Source organism: Stutzerimonas kunmingensis (assembly GCF_032106285.1).
Lineage (GTDB): Bacteria > Pseudomonadota > Gammaproteobacteria > Pseudomonadales > Pseudomonadaceae > Stutzerimonas > Stutzerimonas kunmingensis_B.
In genome coordinates this window covers 19957-39754 of sequence record NZ_DAMCPO010000010.1, presented here as the reverse complement: position 1 = coordinate 39754, position 19798 = coordinate 19957, and the positions used below count along the sequence as shown (strand labels likewise).

Below are 19798 nucleotides of genomic sequence, written 5' to 3'. Positions count from 1 at the left end.
GGCATGATTTGTGATGGCTCAAAGCCATGATTGATCTTGCCGTGCCATTTGCGCCGTGTTGAACTGCAGCCGTCGCCAATGTTACGTGCACTCCTTCCGAGGGTGGCTGAAGTGACTAGGTATCTGCTTCTGGCGTTGCTGGCATTTGCAGGTGGTGCAGCGGCAACGGCCGATGTAACGCTCGAGCTCGACGCAGCCGAACGCGACTGGCTGGCCGGCAACCGCTCGGTCAGCATCTGTGTCGACCCGGACTGGCTGCCGTTCGAGATGCTCAATGCCCGCGGGGAGCATGAAGGGATCGCCGCCGACCTGCTTCGGCTGGTAGCACAACGGGCGGGGCTGCAACTGGATATCGTGGCGACCAGCGACTGGGGCCAGTCGGTGGCGTTCTCCCAGGCTGGCCGCTGCCAGCTGCTCAGCTTCCTCAACCAGACGCCGGTGCGTGATGCCTGGCTGATCTTCACCCAACCGCTGTTCACCGACGCCAATGTGGTGATCGCGCGGGAAGACCATCCCTATGTGGCTGACTTGTCCGCCCTCGAAGACGTAACGGTCGCTTTGCCGGTGGGCACGTTTGTCGAGGAAAGCGTTCGGCGGGACTTTCCCCGCTTGCGCGTCATCAGCACCGACACGGATGCCCAGGCGCTGGCGCTGGTGAACGAGCGCAAGGCCGACCTCACCGTGCGCTCGCTGACCGTGGCTGCCTACACCATTCGCCGCGAAGGCTGGTTCAATCTGAAGATCGCCGGGCAGCTGACGAGTCTCGACAATCAGTTTCGCATCGGCGTGCTGAAGAGCGAGCCGGTGCTGCGCGATATCCTGGACAAGGCGATCGCGACGATCACACCGGGCGAGCTGAACCAGATCGCCAACAGGCATGCGCCGATTCGCGTCGAGTCGGGCACCGACTACCGTCTGGTCGTGCAGATCGTCGTGGTCTTTTCGGTGATGCTGCTGACCAGCCTGTTCTGGATCGGCCGGCTGCGCCGGTTGAACGAGCAGCTGCAGGTCAAATCGCAGACCGATCCGCTCACCGGCCTGGCCAACCGCGCCGCCCTGGATCGGCGTTTCGCCAGGGCGCTGGAGCAGGCGCGGCGTTACAGCCGGCCGCTGTCGATCGTCATGCTGGATATCGACCATTTCAAATCCATCAACGACGAGTTCGGCCATCAGATGGGGGACCGCGTCCTCAAGGAGTTCGCCGACCTGCTGGTATCCGGTCTGCGCGGCAGTGACGCCGTGGGCCGCTGGGGTGGGGAGGAGTTCCTTCTGCTGTGCCCGGAAACTAGCAGCCATCAGGCTGCAGCGTTTGCCGAGCGCCTGTGCGAGCAGTCGCGGGCGCTGTCTTTCAGTACTGGCCAGACGCAGACCCTCAGCGCCGGTGTCGCCGAGCTAAACGCGACGGACACGGTGGACAGCCTGCTGCGCCGTGCCGACGCTGCGCTGTACCGGGCCAAGCATGAGGGCCGGGACCGCGTCTGCTGCCATGCGCCGGACGAGCAGGCAAGCTGAGTGGCGGTGCTCAGTGCTTGCCGGGTTTGCGTAGGCGCACGTAGAGGTCCTTGCCGCCGGTGGCGCTGCTGCCCCGTGATTCCAGGTCGAAGCGCTTGGGCTGGTTGGCGATCAGGTCGCTGAGCTTCTTGCAGCCATACAGCCGCGGATCGAAGGCGGGGCGGAGCTTGCTGATGTTCTGTCCGAGAGTGCCCAGCTGAATCCAGTCGTCCTCCTCGGACAGGTCGTCGAGCACCTTGGCGATGAAGTCCACCGGCACCTGCTGACATTTGATGGTGTCGCCCTTGTCGCCGGCCTTCGGCGGCTTGCTGGTTTCTTCCACCTGAGCGGCGGCTGCGGCGAGCTTTTCCGATGACGGTGGCTCGGATGTCGTTTTGGCGGCATCGGCGCGCAGGATTTCGGTGTAGATGAACTTGTCGCAGGCAGAGACGAAGGGCGAGGGCGTCTTCTGCTCACCAAAGCCATACACCGTCAGGCCCTCTTCGCGGATGCGTGCGGCCAGACGAGTGAAGTCGCTGTCGCTGGAAACCAGGCAGAAGCCGTCGAAACGCCGCGTGTAGAGCAGGTCCATGGCGTCGATGATCAGCGAGCTGTCGGTGGCGTTCTTGCCCGAGGTGTAGGCGAACTGCTGGATCGGCTGGATCGAGTAGTCGAGCAGCACCTTTTTCCAGCTGCCGAGGTTGGGTTTGGTCCAGTCGCCGTAGATGCGCTTGACGCTGGCGACGCCGTATTTTGCGATCTCCTCGAACAGCCCTTCGACGATGGCGGCGGGCGCGTTGTCGGCGTCGATCAGCACGGCGAGGTGCTTCTGCTTGTTCGAACTGTTGGGCTTGCTGGCCATGCTTCTTCCCTGGACTGGAGATCGCCCGACCATAACGCCGACCACCGTGCCATGGCCATAGCGGTGTGCTGCCAACGCATGCCGAGCTCGGTTAGCATGCGCGACTTTGATCACATGGATTGCGGTGCATGGAACAGCGAGGCACGCTGAAAAGCTGGAACGACCAGAAGGGCTTCGGCTTCATTCGCCCGGAGCAGGGCGGTGAAGATGTCTTCGCGCATATCTCGGCCGTGCATGGTGAGCGTCGGCCGCTGGTTGGTGATCGTGTGCTCTACGTGTCGGGGCGCGATCCCCAGGGTCGGCTGCGTGCCGAGCATCTGCGGCTGGATGCGCCGCTGACGCTGGACCAGCCAGCGATTCGCCAGCGCCCGGGCAGTCAGCGCAAGCCGGCCGAGCAACAGGCCCGTCCGCGCGCGACGGCGCGGGCCGCTGGCAAGCCTGCGCGCCAGTTGGTCGCTGGCAACATCCAGCAGCTTCCCCTCAAACTGGTGCTGTTCGGGCTGCTCTGTCTGCTGCCGTTGGCGGGTAGCCTCCTGCGCCTCGGTGCGGTGTTGCCGTTGGCGATCTATGCCGTCGCCAGCCTGCTCACCTTCGTCCTCTACTGGCGCGATAAGCACAGCGCGCTGAAGGATCGCTGGCGCACACCGGAAACCACACTGCATTTCTTCGAGCTGGCCGGCGGCTGGCCGGGTGCGCTCGTGGCGCAGCAAGTGTTTCGCCACAAGACCCGCAAGCTGAGCTATCAGCTGGCCTTCTGGCTGATCGTGATGCTGCACCAGGCGTTCTGGATCGATCTGCTGTTCGTTGGTAGCGGCTTTACCCGCGAGCGGCTGGACTGGCTGTTGCGGCTGCTCTGAAACGCGAAAGCCCGGCGAATGCCGGGCTTTCGGACGAGCATCGCGGCTCAGACTTTTCTGACGAACTCGGACTTCAGCTTCATCGCGCCGATGCCGTCGATCTTGCAGTCGATATCGTGGTCGCCGTCGACCAGGCGGATGTTCTTCACCTTGGTGCCGACCTTGACCACCAGCGACGAGCCCTTGACCTTGAGGTCCTTGATTACCGTGATGGTGTCGCCATCCTGCAGCGTGTTGCCTACCGAGTCCTTGATCACCTTGTCGCTTTCGCTCGCGGCAGCCGCGCCGTCAGTGGCGGACCACTCATGGGCGCACTCGGGGCAGACCAGCATTTGGCCGTCTTCGTAGGTGTATTCGGAGTTGCATTTGGGGCAGGGTGGCAGCGAGCTCACGGCAGATCCTCAGGGGGCGGGATGCGGAAAGCCGTGCATTGTATAAGGTTTTGTTACAAATTTGGGGCCGCCGTGGAATCCAGGCTGGCCGGATTCCACGTGGTTTCACGGGGTAGCGCTTACTTCACGGCGGTGAGGCGCTCGTTGCCAGCGCGTAGCTCGCTGTAGCGATGTTCCAGTTCGCGGCGGATTTCGCGGCGCTGGTAGGCCTGGGCGAAACGACGCTGCTGTTCAGGCGTCTTCGGGTTGAGCGGCGGTACCGGTACCGGTTTGCCGTCTTCGCCGAGGGCGACCATGGTGAAGAAGCAGCTGTTGGTGTGGCGTACGGTTTTCTCGCGAATGTCTTCGGTGACGACCTTGATGCCGATCTCCATCGAAGTCGTACCGGTGTAGTTGACCGAGGCGAGGAAGGTGACCAGTTCGCCAACATGCACCGGCTGGCGGAACACCACCTGATCCACCGAGAGGGTGACGACGTACTGCCCGGCGTAGCGGCTGGCGCAGGCGTAGGCGACCTCGTCGAGATACTTGAGCAGCGTGCCGCCATGTACGTTGCCGGAAAAATTGGCTTTGTCCGGCGTCATCAGCACGGTCATGGTCAGCTCTGCATGTCCATCTAGCATGGGGGTTACGGCTCCTCGGTGGTGAAGGGTTGCTACTTTAGTCGAATGCCTCCTTCCTGTCTGGCGTTTCCATCAAAACGCTTCATCGATTTTTTCTATCGTCAATGCGGCAAAGGCGCGCACTTCTGTCATTTGGCGGAAAAAGCGCCAGCTACGGCATGAGTGTCCTGCTCCCTGGGCAGGGCCGGCAGCGATCTGTGACGTGGCGCACGGATGGCGCCGGCGCCTCGCACAACAGCACTTTTGTTGACCTGTGCCGGGGTCCGCTGGCCTGGCGCTTCTTATAGTCGGATGCCCACAAAATCCTAATGGCCTGTGCGGTGAGTGGGTCGAGGCAAGTTCGGATGAACATGACTCCGAGACAAGGCGCTGCGACACAGTATCGGGGCCATGGGCGCCGAAATTGACCAACTGAACCCAAACAGGCCACTAACTACTTCAAGTAACGGATGCCTCCTCATGCGTACGCTCGCTCTTGCCCTGCTCGCCTGCTTCGTTCCGCTGACTCATGCCAGCGAGGCGGTCGTCGAGCGCTTCAACTACGTCATGGCCGATGAGCAACGGCGCGAGCAGGCCAGCCTGGCCGGTCAGGAACGCGCCGTGTTCTGTTCCTACTGCCACGGCGAAACCGGCAACAGCAAGCGCAAGTACATTCCCAATCTTGCCGGGCAGAATCCGCGATACCTGTTCCATGCCTTCGAGAAGTTCGCCAGCGGCGAGCGCACCGACTTCGTCATGTCCAAGCTGGCGCAGAATCTCAGCATGGAGGAGCGGGTGAACATCGCAGTGTTCTTCAGCCAGCAGAAGGTCAATCCGCCGGAAGGTGCGACGGATGCAGCCTTGCGCAATACCGGCGAGAAGATCTTCCAGAGCACCTGCACCGGCTGCCATGGCGCGCATGCGGAGGGCATGGAGACCATGCCGCGGCTGGCCGGACAGCCGGACGAATATATCCGCAAGGCGCTGACGCGCTTCCGCGAGAACGACCCCAGCCGTGCCGGCTCGGTGATGATCGGCGTGGCAAGCCACCTCTCTGCCGCTGACGTCGAGGCGCTGGCCGCCTACCTATCGCAGCTGAAGCTGACGCCGGCCGAAGAGATGGCCAACATCAACCGCTTGCGCAAGACAACCGCGGCCGCTCAATAGCGCTGAATCTGCGCCGGCGTGCGGCGCATCAGTACCTCACCATTGCGCACCGAAAGCAGGGCGTGGCCTTGGGTGCGCAGCATCTCGTAGTCGTCCGGCGCCGACAGCACCAGCAGGTTCGCCGGGCGCCCCACTTCCAGTCCGTAGCGCTCGCCCAGGTTCAGCGTCCGTGCGCTGTTGTCGGTGATCAGGTCCAGGCCGCGCTGCAGGTCCTCGTAGCCGAGCATGTGACAGATGTGCAGCCCGGCTTCGAGGATGCGCAGGATGTTGCCGTTGCCCAGCGGATACCAAGGGTCGACGATGGAATCCTGACCGAAGCAGATGTTCATCCCGGCGCGGTCGATCTCGGCCACACGGGTCAGCCCGCGACGCTTGGGATAGGTATCGAAGCGGCCCTGCAGGTGGATGCTCTCGGTCGGGCAGGAAACGAAGTTGATCTTCGACATCTTGAGCAGACGGAACAGCTTGGAGCAGTAGGCGTTGTCGTAGGAGCCCATCGCCGTGGTGTGGCTGGCGGTGACCCGATCGCCCATCTCGCGCACCCGCGCTTCTTCGGCGAGCACTTCGAGAAAGCGCGACTGTGGGTCGTCGGTTTCGTCGCAATGCACGTCCACCAGGCAGCCGCTGCGCTCGGCCAGGTCCATGAGGAACTTGATCGAGCTGACGCCCTGGTCGCGGGTGTTCTCGAAGTGCGGAATGCCGCCGACCACATCGGCGCCCATGGCGATCGCCTCGGTCATCAACTCGCGACCGCCCTTGAACGACTCGATGCCCTCCTGCGGGAAGGCGACGATCTGCAGGTCGATCAGGTGGCGGGTTTCCTCGCGCACCTCGAGCATCGATTTCAGCGCCGACAGCGTCGGGTCGGTGACGTCGACGTGGGTTCGCACATGCTGGATACCGTGGTCGACCAGCATGTCGATGGTCTTCTTCGCCCGCGCCTTGGTGTCCTCGTGGGTGACCAGCGCCTTGCGCTCGCCCCAGCGCTCGATGCCCTCGAACAGCGTGCCGCTCATGTTCCACGCCGGCTCGCCAGCGGTAAGGGTGGCGTCCAGGTGGATGTGCGGCTCGATGAAGGGCGGCACCACCAGATTGCTGGCCGCGTCGATATCGCCCTCGTTGGCTTCGGCTGGTGCCTGCTGCGCGCTGATGGACGCGATGCGTGCGCCGTTTAGTTCGATGCGGTAGAGGCCGCTGCGGCCGCGCAGGCGGGCGTTGAGGATGTTCATGGTGACTCCTTGATCAGCGTGCGTCGGTTTGCGTCAGTACCGTGCGCGACAGGGCCAGGCGCTGACCCTCGTACAGCACAATATAGGCTGCGGCGGCCACCAGTATGCCGACGATGGGCGCCACCCAGGGCGAGAAATACGCGCAGGCGGCGCCCAGCACATAGGCCGCCAGGCCCAGGCTGTTGTATTTCGGCAGGCGCGCCTCGGCCAGTTTCGGGTATTGCCCGCGATGACGGTAGAAGTAGTCCGCCATGATCACGCCGCCGATGGGCGGGATGATCGAGCCGAGCAGGATCAGGAAGGGGATCAGCAGTTCGTACATGCCGCCCAGCGCCAGCAGCGTGCCGACGAAGGCGCCGCCAAGGGTCACCAGGCGGCGGCGCTCGGTGCGAAGCAGGTTGCAGCCGGCAGCGGCGAAGTTGTAGATGGTGTTGTCCTGCGTGGTCCAGAGGTTGAGGAAAAGCATCACCACCGCGGCCATCGACAATCCCTGCAGCACCAGCACTTCGACGATGTCCGGCTGCTGGTAGACGATGGCCCCGTAGGCGCCGGCGACGATCATCAAGCCGTTGCCGATAAAGAAGCCGATCAAACTGGCCCATACGGCGACTTTGCTGCTGCGGGCGAAACGCGTCCAGTTGGTGGCCTGGGTCGCGCCGCTGACGAAGGTGCCGAAGATCATGGTGATCGCCATGCCCAGGGTCAGGCTGTCGCCCGGTTCTACCGCCAGCAGACCATCCAGCCCACCGACGTCACGGGTGGCGGTCCACAGCGAGGCAATCAGCAGAATCAGCATCGCTGGCACCGCGATGCGCGAGAGCAGGTCGAGGCCCTTGTAGCCGACGAAGGCGGTCAGGCAGAAGCCGAAACCGAACAGCACCATCAACGGCAGCGTCCAGCTTTCCGGCAACGCCAGCAGGCGCACCAGGACGATGGCGATGGTCGCCGTACCCCAGGCGTACCAGCCAATCTGGGTAAAGCCGAGCAGGAAGTCCGATAGCCGGCTGCCAACCTCGCCGAAGCAGAAACGCCCCATCAGCACCGAGTTCAGCCCGCTGCGGCAGGCGATCAGCCCGAGCGCAGCGGCATAGAGACCGAGCAGCAGGTTGCCGATCACCGCGGCCCAGAGCATGGTCTTGAAGTCGAAGGCCAGGCCGATCTTGCCGCCGGCGAACATGGTGGCGGTGAAGAAGGTGAAGCCGAACAGCAGGATGGAAGTGGACCACAGCCCCTTGCGCGCGCCGGCAGGCACTTCGCTCAGGGGATAGTCGGTATCGACGGGCTGTTTCATGGTGGTTGCTCCGCAAGGTGGATGCAGCATGGGTGCAGATGCCATGCCATTGCTGACCGATCGGCCAACTCGGCGCGCGGGGCGATGACGTGGTCATCAAGGCTGGCCCTTGCTGGTGCAACTAGTTGGCTGCACGCACCGGAATGGCGCCCTAGCGCGAAGCTCCCACAAGCGGAGCGACATTCTCTCCCTAGCTGGCCACCGAGTGCGGTGCGGACCTGCACGCGGCGGCCCCGTCGGGCAACAGCGTGGAAAGCCTGGCGCGCGGGGAGATCCGTACCCGTTGATGGGTTTGGCCCGGCCCCTTAGTAGCTCTTGTAGGGCAGGAATTTGCCGGACAGCACCACGTTGACGCGATCGCCCTTGGGGTCGCTCTGGCGCTGGATATCCATGGAGAAGTCGATGGCGCTCATGATGCCGTCACCGAATTCCTCGTGGATCAGCTCCTTAATGGTGGTGCCGTAGACGTTGACCAGTTCGTACCAGCGGTAGATCAGCGGGTCGGTCGGCACCGCGGTGGGCAGCGAACCCTTGTAGGGGGCGATCTGCAGCCAGGCGACGGCTTCGTCGGAGAGCTCGAAGAGCTGCCTCAGGGTTTCCGCCTGGGCCTTGTCGAAGGCCATCTGACCGAGGCAACCGGCGGTGGTCCACTCCTTGGACATGCCGATGCTTTCGGCGACATGCGCCCACTTCAGGCCCTTGCTTACCTTGGCGGAGACGATCATCTGGGTGACCTGTTCACGACTGCTGATCATGACGAATCCTCATCTGGCGAATGCGAGTGAATGGCCGCGCGGGCGCGGCTGGCCTCGGTCGATGCAGGTTCGGTGCCAGGGGATTCAGTCGTATTCGGCCGCTTCGTGCTCGCCGAGCAGACGACGCTGGCGCGGCGTGGTGGCGGCCAGCACCTCGGGGTTGAAGCTGAAGTGCAGGTAGGGGGAGAACTTCTGCGCCACCATGCGCCGGCCGTAGTGGATCTGCAGCAGGTAGCGACTGCGCTCGGCGGTGCGGTTGCGACTGCCGGCGTGCCAGAGGTCGCTGCGAAAGAACAGCAGGTCGCCGGCCTGGCACAGCACTGGCTCAGGCGCGCGGCCGTGCCACTGCGTTTCGCCTGGGCGCGGCTTGCGCCCGGCGCGGTGGCTGCTGGGAATCACCAGGGTCGGGCAGAGGTCGGCGTCGATGTCGTCCAGGTACAGGTGCGCGGTGCAGACCTGCATCGGCAGCTCGAAGGCGGGGTCGGCGAGCAGGCTTTCCGGCAGCTCCATGGCCAGGTAGTCGGCATGCAGCTCGCCGCCGATAAAGCCCGGGCGGCTGCGCCAGGCGGTCTGGCCGATGATGTGGCAGTCCGTGCCGAGCGCCGCCTCGGCCAGTTCGATCACGCCGGGCAGATCGAGAAAGCGCAGCCAGAACGGCGAGCGATTGAAGACGCACTTGAAGTGATCGTCGACCAGGCCTTGGTAATCCCAGTGGATGGGTTCGAGGCCATCGATGGCTTCGCGCAGCTCCGTGATCGTTGGCGGATCGATCACCGCAGGCAGCAGCACGAAGCCCTGTTGGTGCAGGGCGGCGAGCTGTTGCTGGAGGTCGCTGGATTCAGGCATGGCGGTAAACGGTCGGACAACTATCGCTCAGCATAGGCAGCGTGGGCGCCCGTTGAAAGCCGGCTGAAAGCTTGCCGCGCTACTGTGCCGGCGCTGCTTCGGCAGCCAGCTGCGTGGTCACGAGCCGCGCGACTGTCTCCTCGCTCCGGCGTACCCGGCGGCGTCGCCAGAAGCGGCGTCACCGGCGCGCACCTTGCCTAGCTCGAAACCACCCGTGCGATGGCCTTGGCCAGCGCATCCAGGCGCTCGGCATCCAGTCCGGCGACGTTGGCCCGACCGCTTTCCACCAGATACACCGAATCCTCGGCACGCAGTCGACGTACCTGCTCGGCGGTAAGGCCGGTGTAGGAGAACATCCCGCGCTGCTGGGCGATATGCGCAAAGCGCTCGGCCAGGCCGTAGGGCGTCAGTGCCTCGACCAGACCGGCGCGCAGGCTGGCGATGCGCCGGCGCATGCGCTCGACCTCGTCCTGCCAGATCTGCCGCAGCGGCTCGTCGCCGAGGATCGTCGCCACCACCGCGGCGCCGTGAGAGGGCGGTGTCGACCAGAGGTTGCGTGCCAGTGAAGCGAGCTGGCTGCGTACGTTGAGCAGGCGCTCGGCATCGCTGGTGACCGCGATCAGCGCACCGGTGCGTTCGCGGTAGAGGCCGAAGTTCTTCGAGCAGGAGCTGGTGATGAGCATTTCCGGCAGCGTTTCGGCGAACAGTCGAACTGCCCAGGCGTCCTCTTCCAGGCCATCGCCAAAGCCCTGGTAGGCGAAGTCGAACAGTGGCAGCAGCTCGCGCGCACGCACCACCTCCAGTACCCGCAGCCAGTCGTCGTGATTCAGGTCGAAGCCGGTGGGGTTGTGGCAGCAGGCGTGCAGCAGAACCACGTCGCCGGCCGGCACCTGCTGCAGTGCGGCGAGCATACTGTCGACATCGAGCCGGTTGTCGGCACCGACGTAGGGGTAGTGCTGCACGCGCAGGCCAGCGGCGGCGAACAGGGTTTCGTGAATCGGCCAGGTGGGATCGCTCAGCCAGATGCTGCGCCCTGGCAGGCACTTGGCGATGAACTCACCGGCCAGACGCAGCGCGCCGGTGCCGCCCGGCGCCTGAGTGCAGCCGGCACGCTGCTCGCCGAGGGCAATGGCGCGGCTGCCGAGCACCTGTCGCAGCAATAGGGCACCGAACTGGGCGTCGCCGTGGCCGCCGATGTAGCTCTTGGTCTGCTCACTGTCCACCAGGCGCTGCTCGGCCAGCTTCACCGCGCGCGGGATCGGCGTCAGGCCCTGGGCGTCCTTGTAGACGCCGACGCCGAGGTCGAGCTTGGCCGGGTTGGTGTCGGCTTGATACAGGTCCATCAGGCCGAGGATCGGGTCGCCGGGCACGCGGGGAATCTGGCCGAAGTGCATTACTTGCGGCCCTCCGCGCTGGCGGCGAGCTGGTCGGTGCGGGCGGCCATGATGAAGTCGTTGCGGTGCAGGCCGCGCATCTCGTGGCTCCACCAGGTAACGGTGACCTTGCCCCACTCGGTGAGCAGGGCGGGATGGTGGCCGACTTCCTCGGCGATGGCGCCGACTGCGTTGGTAAAGGCCAGGGCGTGGCGGAAGTTGCGGAACAGGAAGACACGTTCCAGCTCCATGTGGTCGCCGCGCACTTCGATGTTCCAGTCGGGGATTTCGCGGATCAGCTCGGCCAGTTCTTCATCGGACACCTTGGGTGCATCGGCGCGGCAGGCTTCGCACTGGGCTTGGGCGAGGGCGGTCATGGTGTAGGTCCCTTTCTTGATGATCGAAGTCGTTTTTGAAGATTGAAGCTTAGGCAAGATGGCGGGCTGACGCCCACCCTGCCGAACAGATGGCGGCAGTGGTGAGCCTCAACCCACCACGAGCGCTGCACAGGGCCGAATCACGCGGCCTTCGGCGGAAACTTCGGCTGGTGCAGGCCCATGCGCATGGCCTCGCGCACCATCGCCATGATGTCCTGCTGGGCGAGGTCGAACAGCTGCTTGAGGTCCGGCAGGACGAAGTACAGCGGCTGCAGGATGTCGATGCGATAGGGCGTGCGCATCGCCTCCAGCGGGTCGAACGGCTGGTGCTCGGGTTCGGCGGACAGGCTGTAGAGCGTTTCCTTCGGCGAGGAAAGGATGCCGCCGCCATAGATGCGCCGGCCGGCGGGCGTATCCACCAGGCCGAACTCGACGGTCATCCAGTACAGGCGGGCAAGGAACACCCGCTCCTCCTTGCTGGCCTCGAGGCCGAGCTGGCCGTAGGTGTGGGTGAATTCGGCGAACCAGGGGTTGGTCAGCAGCGGGCAGTGACCGAAGATCTCGTGGAAGATGTCCGGCTCCTGCAGGTAGTCCAGCTCTTCCGGGGTGCGGATAAAGGTCGCGACGGGAAAACGCTTGCTCGCCAGCAGTTCGAAAAAGCGCTGGAAGGGGATCAGCGCCGGTACGCGCTCCACTTGCCATCCCGTGGTGGCGGCCAGCACGCGGTTGATCTCGCCGAGCTGCGGGATGCGCTCGCGGGGCAGGGCGAGCTGGTCGAGGCCGTCGAGGTATTCCTGGCAGGCGCGCCCGTCGAGCAGTTTCAGCTGACGCTCGACCAGCGTCTGCCACACCGCGTGCTCGGCGTCGGGGTAATGAATATGCCCCTGCGCGTCCGGTTCGCGGGCTACGTAGTGGGTGGTCTTCATCGCTTCTCCTGGGCCGCTTGGGCATCTTGTTGTTGCCCTCATTCGAACGCGAAGACGGACCCTCGGCGAGTCCCTCTGTGGCGCAATGTCGCACCTTGCCCGGTGTTGTCTGTAAGGAAAGTCTGACGTTTTCGTCAGTGGCCGGATCGGCGGCATTGCCAAGCGGCTTATCTGGCAAATAATCTTGACGGAAATTTGCGGCGCTCGACCGAAGCGCCGTCGGCCCCACAACAAAACAACAGGGCTTCGCCATGCGTATCAAGATTCTCTGCCAGAACCGCGTCGGCATCCTGCGCGACATGCTCAACCTGTTGGTCGACTACGGCATCAACGTCGCCCGCGGCGAGGTCGGCGGCGAGCAGGGCAACGCCGTCTACCTGCACTGCCCCAACCTGATGAACCTGCAACTGCAGGCCCTGCGACCGAAGATCGAGGCGCTGCCCGGCGTGTTCGAGCTACGCAAGGTCAGCCTGATGCCCAGTGAGCGGCATTCGCTGGAGCTCAATGCGCTGCTCGGTGCGCTGGAGTTTCCCGTGCTGTCGATCGACATGAGCGGCGCCATCGTTGCCGCCAACCGCGCCGCCGCGCAGCTGCTCGGCGTGCGCGTCGACGAAGTGCCGGGCATGAGCCTGTCGCGCTACGCCGAGGACTTTGACCTGCCCGAGCTGGTGCGCGCCAACAAGGCGCGGATCAACGGCCTGCGGGTGAAGATCAAGGGCGATGTCTTCCTCGCCGACATCGCGCCGCTGCAATCCGAACACGACGACAGCGAGGCATTGGCCGGCGCGGTACTGACCCTGCATCGCGCCGACCGGGTCGGCGAGCGGATCTACCAGGTGCGCAAACAGGAGCTGCGCGGCTTCGACAGCATCTTCCAGAGCTCGAAAGTGATGGCCGCGGTGGTACGTGAAGCGCGGCGCATGGCACCGCTGGATGCGCCGCTGCTGATCGAAGGCGAGACCGGCACCGGCAAGGAGCTGCTGGCGCGCGCCTGTCACCTGTCGAGTCCGCGTGGGCAATCACCGTTCATGGCGCTCAACTGCGCAGGCCTGCCGGAGTCGATGGCCGAGACCGAGCTGTTCGGCTACGGCCCCGGCGCCTTCGAAGGCGCGCGCCCGGAAGGTAAGCTCGGTCTGCTGGAACTCACGGCTGGCGGCACGCTGTTTCTCGATGGCGTCGGCGAGATGAGCCCGCGGCTGCAGGCCAAGCTGCTGCGCTTTCTGCAGGACGGCGGCTTTCGTCGGGTCGGCAGCGACGAGGAGGTCTATCTGGATGTGCGGGTGATCTGCGCGACCCAGCTCGACCTGTCCGAACTCTGCGCCAACGGTCAGTTTCGGCAGGATCTGTATCACCGGCTCAACGTGCTGTCGCTGCATATCCCGCCGCTGCGCGATTGCCTCGACGGCCTGCAGCCGCTGGCGCTGCACTTCATCGACCAGGCCAGCCGGCAGATCGGCTGTCCGCTGCCGACGCTCTCGCCGCAGGCGCTGGAGCGGCTGGCCGGCTACCACTGGCCGGGCAACGTGCGGCAGCTGGAGAACACCCTGTTCCAGGCGGTTTCGCTGTGTGAGGGCGGCACCATCAAGCCCGAGCACATCCGCCTGCCGGGCTACGGCGCGGCGCAGCCGCTGGGCGATTTCTCCCTGGAGGGCGATCTGGCGAGCATCGTCGGGCGCTTCGAGAAGGCCGTGCTGGAGGGCTTATACAAGCAGTTCCCGAGCAGCCGCCAGCTGGGCAAGCGGCTCGGCGTGTCGCACACCACCATCGCCAACAAACTGCGCGAGCATGGGGTGGGCAAGTCGGAGGCGTGAGGCCTTTCGGCCACGAAGGGGCTCGCATGGCTGGCCCCAAGGTCGATCGCCCCCATGCTCTGCGGGAGCGTGGGAGCTATTTGCCAGCCCCTGCTGCTAGCCCGTGAAATCAGCGTACGGCCTGGGTCACTGCATCGATCAGCGCCTGCAGGTCGATGGGTTTGCGCTGGTGCACGGTGAAGCCGGCGGCTTTGGCTTTTTCCACATCATTCAGCGTGCCGTAACCGGTCAGGGCGATGCTCGGGGTTCGGGTGTTGGCACCCTGTTGGCGGATAGCGGACATCATCTGATGGCCGTCGACTTCCGGCATGCCGATGTCGGAAATGATCACGTCGAACGGCTTCTGCTCGGCCAGCTCAATGCCCTGCGCGCCGCCGCCAGAGGTGGTCACGTCGGCCCCTTCGCTCTCTAGCAGCTCGCACATGGTCTCGAGGATGTCCGGCGAGTCGTCCACCAGCAGGATCTTGATGCCGGTGAGGCTGCCCAGGTATCCGCCGTTGGCGAGTTGGTTGAGCTCCATCTCGGTCTGCAGATGCACAGGTAGCCAGACGCTGAAACGTGCTCCACGACCGAGGCCTTCGGAGTAGGCTTCAATGCGGCCGTTGTGTGCCTCGACCAGTTGCTTGACCAGCGCAAGGCCAATGCCCAACCCGTGCTTGGCGCGCTGGGAATGCTGCATTTCGGCCTGACCAAACATGTCGAAGACCTTGGGCAGGAATTCCGCGGATATGCCTTCGCCGGTGTCGACCACGTCCAGCCGTACCTGTTCGCCTTCGCGTTCGAGCTGCATCCAGATGCGCTGGCCACCCTTGGTGAACTTCCAGGCGTTATTCAGCAGGTTCCAGATGATCTGCTCCAGGCGTGTCGGGTCGGCATGGACATAAATGGGGTCGTCTGGCTTGAAGGCTTCGAAGGTCACGTTCTCGGCCTGTGCCAGCGGCGCGAACACCGATTCGATGCCGCGCAACACCTCCTGATAGCGCAGCGTGGCGAAATGCAGTTTGAGTTTGCCGGTGCGGACGCGCGAGACGTCCATCAGGTCATCAATGATCCGCGACTGGCTGCGTACGGCGTTCTGGATTGCCTGCGTGGCCTTGCGCAGACTCTGAGAACTCTTTGCCATTGGTGACCGTGCGAGGAGGTCGGTGTTGAGCTGGATGAGGTTCAACGGGTGCTTGAGCTCGTGGGACAGCACGGCGAAGAACTGATCCTTCTGCAGGTTCGCCGCCTGGATCGTCTCCAGTTCGTTCTGTTGGGCGGAACTCTGCTTGCGTTCTTCTGTGAGGTCACGGGCGATCTTGGCAAGGCCGATGACCTCGCCGTGGCTGTCCACCAGCGGATTGACCAGACCGCTGAAGAATCGCTGGCTGCCGTCACGGCGAACGTGCCAGCGTTCGTCCGAGGCCTGGCCTTGCTCCAGCGCTCGTCTACGTTCGGCTTCCGGCACGCCGGCCTGGCGATCCTGCTCGGTGTAGAGCATATCGATGCACTGGCCGATAGCGTCCTGTTCCGCATAGCCAAACAGCGTCTGCGCTCCGCGGTTCCAGGTGGTGATGATGCCATCGCAGTCGAAGGTGATGATGGCGTAACCCTTGGTGCTCTGCGCCAGCAATTTCAGGTGCGCTTCACCGGCTTCGAGTCGTTCCTCGGCGCGTCGACGGTCGGTGATGTCAATGAAAGTCAGTACTGCACCCTGGATACGGTCATCGAGGGTGCGTAAGGAAGGAAGCGTGCCAGATACCAACGATTGCCTTCCCGATTGCTGACCTCTCGCTCCACCAGGTGGAGTTCCTCGAAGGCTTCGGCGGCGTCCTTGTGTAGCCTCGGATAGTCGAGGCGATGTGTGATGTCCAGCAGGGAGCGCCCGGCATCGTTGCCGATCACGTTGAAGATGTCTCGCGTGCGCGGCGTGAACCATTTGATGCGCATCTTGCGATCTACGAACAACGTAGCGATGTCGGTGGAGGAGATCAGATTCTGCAGGTCATCGTTGATCTTGCTGGTTTCGTCGACCTTGGCTTTCAGCTCGTAGTTGACCGTGGTGAGTTCTTCGTTGATCGACTGTAGCTCTTCTTTGCTGGTTTCCAGCTCTTCGGTGGCCGAGCGCAGCTCCTCATTGATTGCCTGCAGCTCCTCGTTGGAGGCGCGCAGTTCCTCGGTGGAGGTTTCCGAGTGCTCCATGGTGATCTGCAGCTGTTCCTTGGTCTGCTGCAGTTCGGCCTCCAGCTGGGTCAATACGCTGTCCTTGGCATCCGGACTGTCCAGCGTGCTGCTGTCCATGCAGGCTTCGACTTCGTCGAAAATCACCAGCATGTATTCGTTGCCAGCCTCGTTGTCGCGGAAGGGGCGTACCACCATGTTCACGTAGGAGCTACGGCCTTCGCGCTCTAGCTGCACGCGGCGCGCTTCGACGCTCTTGCCGGTGTGGGTCGCCTGATACAGGGCCGTGCGCAGTTCCAGACGCAATTGGGGATGCACCAGTGTCGTCAGGTTCAGCGATGGTTCGCCGCCGACGTAGCGCAGGAAGCTGCCGGCTCGGTCGGACATGTGCACGATCTCGGCTTCCTGATTGACGATCACGCTCGGCGGCGCGTACTGCTCGAGCGCGCGCTGGTGAACGTCGGCGAACGAGAATTTCTTGTTGCGGCTGAATGACTGGTTTGACGGTGCCCGTGGCGGAGCGGCGTGCGCGAAGCCCTGAAAAGGCCCGGTCGGGGTGCGGCGCAGCGATGAGCTGACTTCCTTGGCGCGATAGATGCGGTTCTTCTTGTCCACCGGAGTGAACAGCTGGCTGCAGGCGTCGGCCGTTTCGGAGCTGCCGAGAAACAGATAGCCACCGGGGTTGAGCGCGAAGTGGAACATGCGCAGCACTTCGAGCTGGATGTCGCGGTCCAGGTAGATCATCAGGTTGCGGCAGGAAATCAGGTCCAGCCGCGAGAACGGCGGGTCGCGCAGGATGTTGTGGCGGGCGAACAGAATCCGCTCGCGCAGTTCCTTCTGCATGCGGTAGTGATTCTGCTCCTTGACGAAGTATTGGCGCAGTCGTGATGGCGGGACGTCGGTGACGATGGCTTCCGGATAAAGACCTGCGCGCGCCGTCTCCAGGGCGCGATCATCGATATCGGTGGCGAAGACCTGCAGTTGGAAGTCACCGGTAGCGCCGCGTACCCCTGCCTGCTCGCTCAGCAGCATGCCCAGAGAGTAAGCCTCTTCGCCGGTCGAACAGGCCGCGGACCAGACGCGCAGGCACTTTTCCTCTGTATCTATCTTCTGGTCGAACAGGGCAGGTATGACGTCACGTTCCAGTGCTTCGAAGGCCTCGCGGTCGCGGAAGAAGTTGGTCACGCCAATCAGCATGTCGGCGAGCAGCTCCGGCGTTTCCTCCGGATGCTGTTGCAGGTGCTGGGCATAGCTAGGCATGTCGCGCAGCGCGTTGACCTGCATGCGCCGCTCGATCCGCCGCAGCACCGTGGCCTGCTTGTAGTGGCGGAAGTCGTGGCCTGTGCGAGCCCGCAGAGCGGCGAGAATCTCGCGCAAGGCCAATTCGTTCGGCTTGGATTGCGGTTGAGTGCGGTCGTACTGCGAATCTGTCTGTTGCGCCTGCTCTTCGTCGGCCAGCGTTGGCAGCGGCTCCTTGTCGGCAAGCAGCGCTTGCAGGTTGCGCGACAGCTCGACCAGGCGTTGTGGCATATCCGCAACCGGCAGCACGATGTCAACCATGCCGGTTTCGATGGCGCTCTGAGGCATGGAGTCGTATTCGGCGTCCTCCGGCGACTGCGCCAGGGTGATTCCGCCCTGCTCCTTGATTCGCGACAGGCCGACCGAACCATCCGACCCGCTGCCCGATAGCACCACACCGATAGCGTGGCTGTGGTGCACATCCGCCAAGGCGCGGAAGAACAGGTCGATGGCGACTTGCGCGCCGCGCTCGCGCTCCGGTTGCTGCAGGCGCAGGTAGCCGTCCTCCATGGACAGGTCCATGGCGGGAGGTATCACGTAGATGCGGTTGCGCTCGATGAGGGTCGGGCTGACGACCTGTGCGACTGGCATGCGGGTCACGTTCTGCAGAATTTTGTCGACGTTGCTTTCATGCCTGGGCGACAGGTGCATGATGACCACGAAAGCCATGCCGCAGTCCTTCGGCATGTGTTCGAACAGGGTCAGCAGCGCCTTGAGACCGCCCGCTGACGCGCCGATCCCGACGACCGGGAATTGCAGAGTGCTACGGACCAGATCGCTGTTCTTCGGGGCTGACGGCTCGGGGCTGGTACTCATTGGATCCTCTGTTGTGGCTTTCCATGGCGAGATCAAGAGGTAGTTCAGAGTGCGGTAGCAGCCGACCTGTGCTGCAGCGCAGCGTGGATGATAGGGTTTTGCGTTGGCAATTACTGCCCGTCTGACGATCAGCACTCGATGATGTTCACCGCCAGCCCGCCACGGGCCGTTTCCTTGTACTTGCTCTTCATGTCGGCGCCCGTCTGGCGCATGGTGCGGATCACCTTGTCCAGTGAGATGAAGTGGCTACCGTCGCCACGCAGGGCCATGCGTGCGGCGTTGATCGCCTTTACCGCGCCCATGGCGTTGCGCTCGATGCAGGGCACCTGAACCAGCCCGCCGACCGGGTCGCAGGTCAGTCCCAGGTTGTGCTCCATGCCGATCTCTGCGGCGTTTTCGACCTGTTGCGGCGTGCCGCCGAGCACTTCGCACAGCGCCCCGGCAGCCATGGAGCAGGCCACGCCGACCTCGCCCTGGCAACCGACCTCGGCCCCGGAGATCGACGCATTTTCCTTGTAGAGGATGCCGATGGCCGCCGCCGTCAGCAGAAACCGCACTACCCCATCCTCATTGGCACCACGAATGAAGCGCATGTAGTAGTGCAGCAGTGCCGGTACGATCCCGGCGGCGCCATTGGTCGGCGCGGTGACTACGCGGCCGCCGCTGGCGTTCTCCTCGTTGACCGCGAGGGCGTAGAGGTCGACCCAGTCGAGTACGCTCAGCGCATCGCGCAGATTGGCTTCCGGATGCTCGCTGAGCTGACGGTACAGTCCGGCGGCACGGCGCTGGACCTTGAGGCCGCCGGGCATGACGCCTTCGGTGCGGCAGCCCGCTTTGACGCAGTCCTGCATCACTTGCCAGATGCGCAGCAGGCCGGCACGGGTATCGGCCTCCGGGCGCCAGGCCGCCTCGTTGGCCAGCATCAACTGACTGATGGACAGCCCGTGCGTGGTGCAGTGCTGCAGCAGCTCGGCGGCGCTGTGGAAGGGGTAGGGCAGCGTGGTGGCGTCCTCGACGATTCGGTCGTCGCCTGCGGCCTGCTCGTCGATCACGAAACCACCGCCCACCGAATAGTATTCGCGGCTGCGCACCTGCAGGCCGGCGCTGTCGAAGGCGCGGAAGATCATGCCGTTGGGGTGGAAGGCCAGCGGCTTGCGGATGAATTGCAGGTCGTTGCTGATATCGAAGTGGATGACCTTCTCGCCGAGCAGGCGCAGCTCGCGGGATTCACGCATCGCTGCCATGCGCTGGGGAATGCTTGCGGTGTCCACGCGCTCCGGTAGCTCGCCCTCGAGCCCCAGTAGCACAGCCTTGTCGCTGCCGTGGCCCTTGCCGGTGGCACCGAGCGAGCCGTACAGCTCGGCCCTGAGGTGGTCGGTGGCGGCGAGCAGTTCCTCGTTGCGCAGACCCTCGGCAAAGCGCAACGCCGCTCGCATCGGTCCGACGGTGTGCGAGCTGGACGGGCCGATGCCGATCTTGAACAGGTCGAAGACGCTGAGTGACATGAGGTGCTCCGCTGCGAGGCTTGTCTAAGTCTAGTGGCC

At 64.0% G+C, this 19798-nt stretch carries 17 protein-coding genes; 4 read left to right on the top strand and 13 right to left on the bottom strand.

Features of this window, described 5'->3' with window-relative positions:
• Positions 1-111 precede the first annotated feature (111 nt).
• Entirely contained in the window at positions 112-1512 is a 1401-nt protein-coding gene (locus RT582_RS09975; protein ID WP_313477283.1) for a diguanylate cyclase, read from the top strand.
• 10 nt (positions 1513-1522) lie between these two features.
• Here the strand turns inward: RT582_RS09975 and RT582_RS09970 are convergent, their stop codons facing one another.
• Positions 1523-2353, bottom strand: coding sequence for an NYN domain-containing protein (locus tag RT582_RS09970; protein ID WP_014819131.1), 831 nt, complete (start codon positions 2351-2353; stop codon positions 1523-1525).
• Between the two features lie 128 nt (positions 2354-2481).
• Here RT582_RS09970 and RT582_RS09965 point away from each other — a divergent pair, with 128 nt between their 5' ends.
• Positions 2482-3210: a DUF1294 domain-containing protein gene (locus RT582_RS09965; protein WP_041016013.1), complete on the top strand. Its 729-nt coding sequence runs from the start codon at positions 2482-2484 to the stop codon at positions 3208-3210.
• 47 nt (positions 3211-3257) lie between these two features.
• Here the strand turns inward: RT582_RS09965 and RT582_RS09960 are convergent, their stop codons facing one another.
• Together RT582_RS09960 and RT582_RS09955 are read right to left on the bottom strand one after the other, a co-directional pair.
• Positions 3258-3602, bottom strand: coding sequence for a zinc ribbon domain-containing protein YjdM (locus RT582_RS09960; protein ID WP_023445042.1), 345 nt, complete (start codon positions 3600-3602; stop codon positions 3258-3260).
• Positions 3603-3721: 119 nt separating this feature from the next.
• On the bottom strand, positions 3722-4225 hold the full coding sequence (locus tag RT582_RS09955; RefSeq protein ID WP_014819134.1) for an acyl-CoA thioesterase: 504 nt from the start codon (positions 4223-4225) through the stop codon (positions 3722-3724).
• Between the two features lie 459 nt (positions 4226-4684).
• On the opposite strand from RT582_RS09955, the gene RT582_RS09950 reads away from it, so the two are divergent.
• A complete protein-coding gene (locus tag RT582_RS09950) occupies positions 4685-5371 on the top strand; it encodes a c-type cytochrome (protein ID WP_313477282.1) in 687 nt (228 codons plus the stop codon).
• Here the strand turns inward: RT582_RS09950 and codA are convergent.
• The 7 genes from codA to phhA all read right to left on the bottom strand — a co-directional run bounded on the left by codA (position 5365) and on the right by phhA (position 12168).
• Positions 5365-6600 (bottom strand): cytosine deaminase, encoded by a 1236-nt coding sequence (gene codA / locus RT582_RS09945; protein WP_313477281.1) that lies wholly within the window; start codon positions 6598-6600, stop codon positions 5365-5367. The two genes, RT582_RS09950 and codA, sit on opposite strands and share 7 nt — an antisense overlap.
• 13 nt (positions 6601-6613) lie before the next feature.
• Positions 6614-7891 (bottom strand): cytosine permease, encoded by a 1278-nt coding sequence (codB, locus tag RT582_RS09940; protein ID WP_313477280.1) that lies wholly within the window; start codon positions 7889-7891, stop codon positions 6614-6616.
• Between the two features lie 305 nt (positions 7892-8196).
• Entirely contained in the window at positions 8197-8646 is a 450-nt protein-coding gene (cynS, locus tag RT582_RS09935; RefSeq protein WP_313477279.1) for a cyanase, read from the bottom strand.
• 84 nt (positions 8647-8730) lie between these two features.
• The gene (locus RT582_RS09930; RefSeq protein ID WP_313477278.1) at positions 8731-9492 is read right to left on the bottom strand and encodes a phytanoyl-CoA dioxygenase family protein; all 762 of its coding nucleotides are present in this window, start codon (positions 9490-9492) and stop codon (positions 8731-8733) included.
• A gap of 197 nt (positions 9493-9689) precedes the next feature.
• Positions 9690-10886: an amino acid aminotransferase gene (locus RT582_RS09925; RefSeq protein WP_313477277.1), complete on the bottom strand. Its 1197-nt coding sequence runs from the start codon at positions 10884-10886 to the stop codon at positions 9690-9692.
• Positions 10886-11242 (bottom strand): 4a-hydroxytetrahydrobiopterin dehydratase, encoded by a 357-nt coding sequence (locus RT582_RS09920; RefSeq protein WP_011914586.1) that lies wholly within the window; start codon positions 11240-11242, stop codon positions 10886-10888. The genes RT582_RS09925 and RT582_RS09920 overlap by 1 nt, the downstream gene beginning before the upstream one ends.
• Positions 11243-11382: 140 nt before the next feature.
• Positions 11383-12168, bottom strand: coding sequence for a phenylalanine 4-monooxygenase (phhA, locus tag RT582_RS09915; RefSeq protein WP_014819141.1), 786 nt, complete (start codon positions 12166-12168; stop codon positions 11383-11385).
• Positions 12169-12419: 251 nt separating this feature from the next.
• Here phhA and RT582_RS09910 point away from each other — a divergent pair, with 251 nt between their 5' ends.
• Positions 12420-13979 (top strand): sigma-54-dependent transcriptional regulator, encoded by a 1560-nt coding sequence (locus RT582_RS09910; protein ID WP_313477276.1) that lies wholly within the window; start codon positions 12420-12422, stop codon positions 13977-13979.
• A gap of 109 nt (positions 13980-14088) precedes the next feature.
• Here the strand turns inward: RT582_RS09910 and RT582_RS22460 are convergent, their stop codons facing one another.
• The 3 genes from RT582_RS22460 to RT582_RS09900 all read right to left on the bottom strand — a co-directional run bounded on the left by RT582_RS22460 (position 14089) and on the right by RT582_RS09900 (position 19759).
• Positions 14089-15723 carry a hybrid sensor histidine kinase/response regulator gene (locus RT582_RS22460; protein ID WP_376785683.1) on the bottom strand — a complete coding sequence of 545 codons (1635 nt, stop codon included), beginning with the start codon at positions 15721-15723 and terminating at the stop codon, positions 14089-14091.
• Positions 15660-18254 carry a CheR family methyltransferase gene (locus RT582_RS22455; protein WP_376785682.1) on the bottom strand — a complete coding sequence of 865 codons (2595 nt, stop codon included), beginning with the start codon at positions 18252-18254 and terminating at the stop codon, positions 15660-15662. The genes RT582_RS22460 and RT582_RS22455 overlap by 64 nt, the downstream gene beginning before the upstream one ends.
• Positions 18255-18382: 128 nt before the next feature.
• On the bottom strand, positions 18383-19759 hold the full coding sequence (locus tag RT582_RS09900; RefSeq protein WP_313477275.1) for an L-serine ammonia-lyase: 1377 nt from the start codon (positions 19757-19759) through the stop codon (positions 18383-18385).
• Positions 19760-19798: the final 39 nt, after the last annotated feature.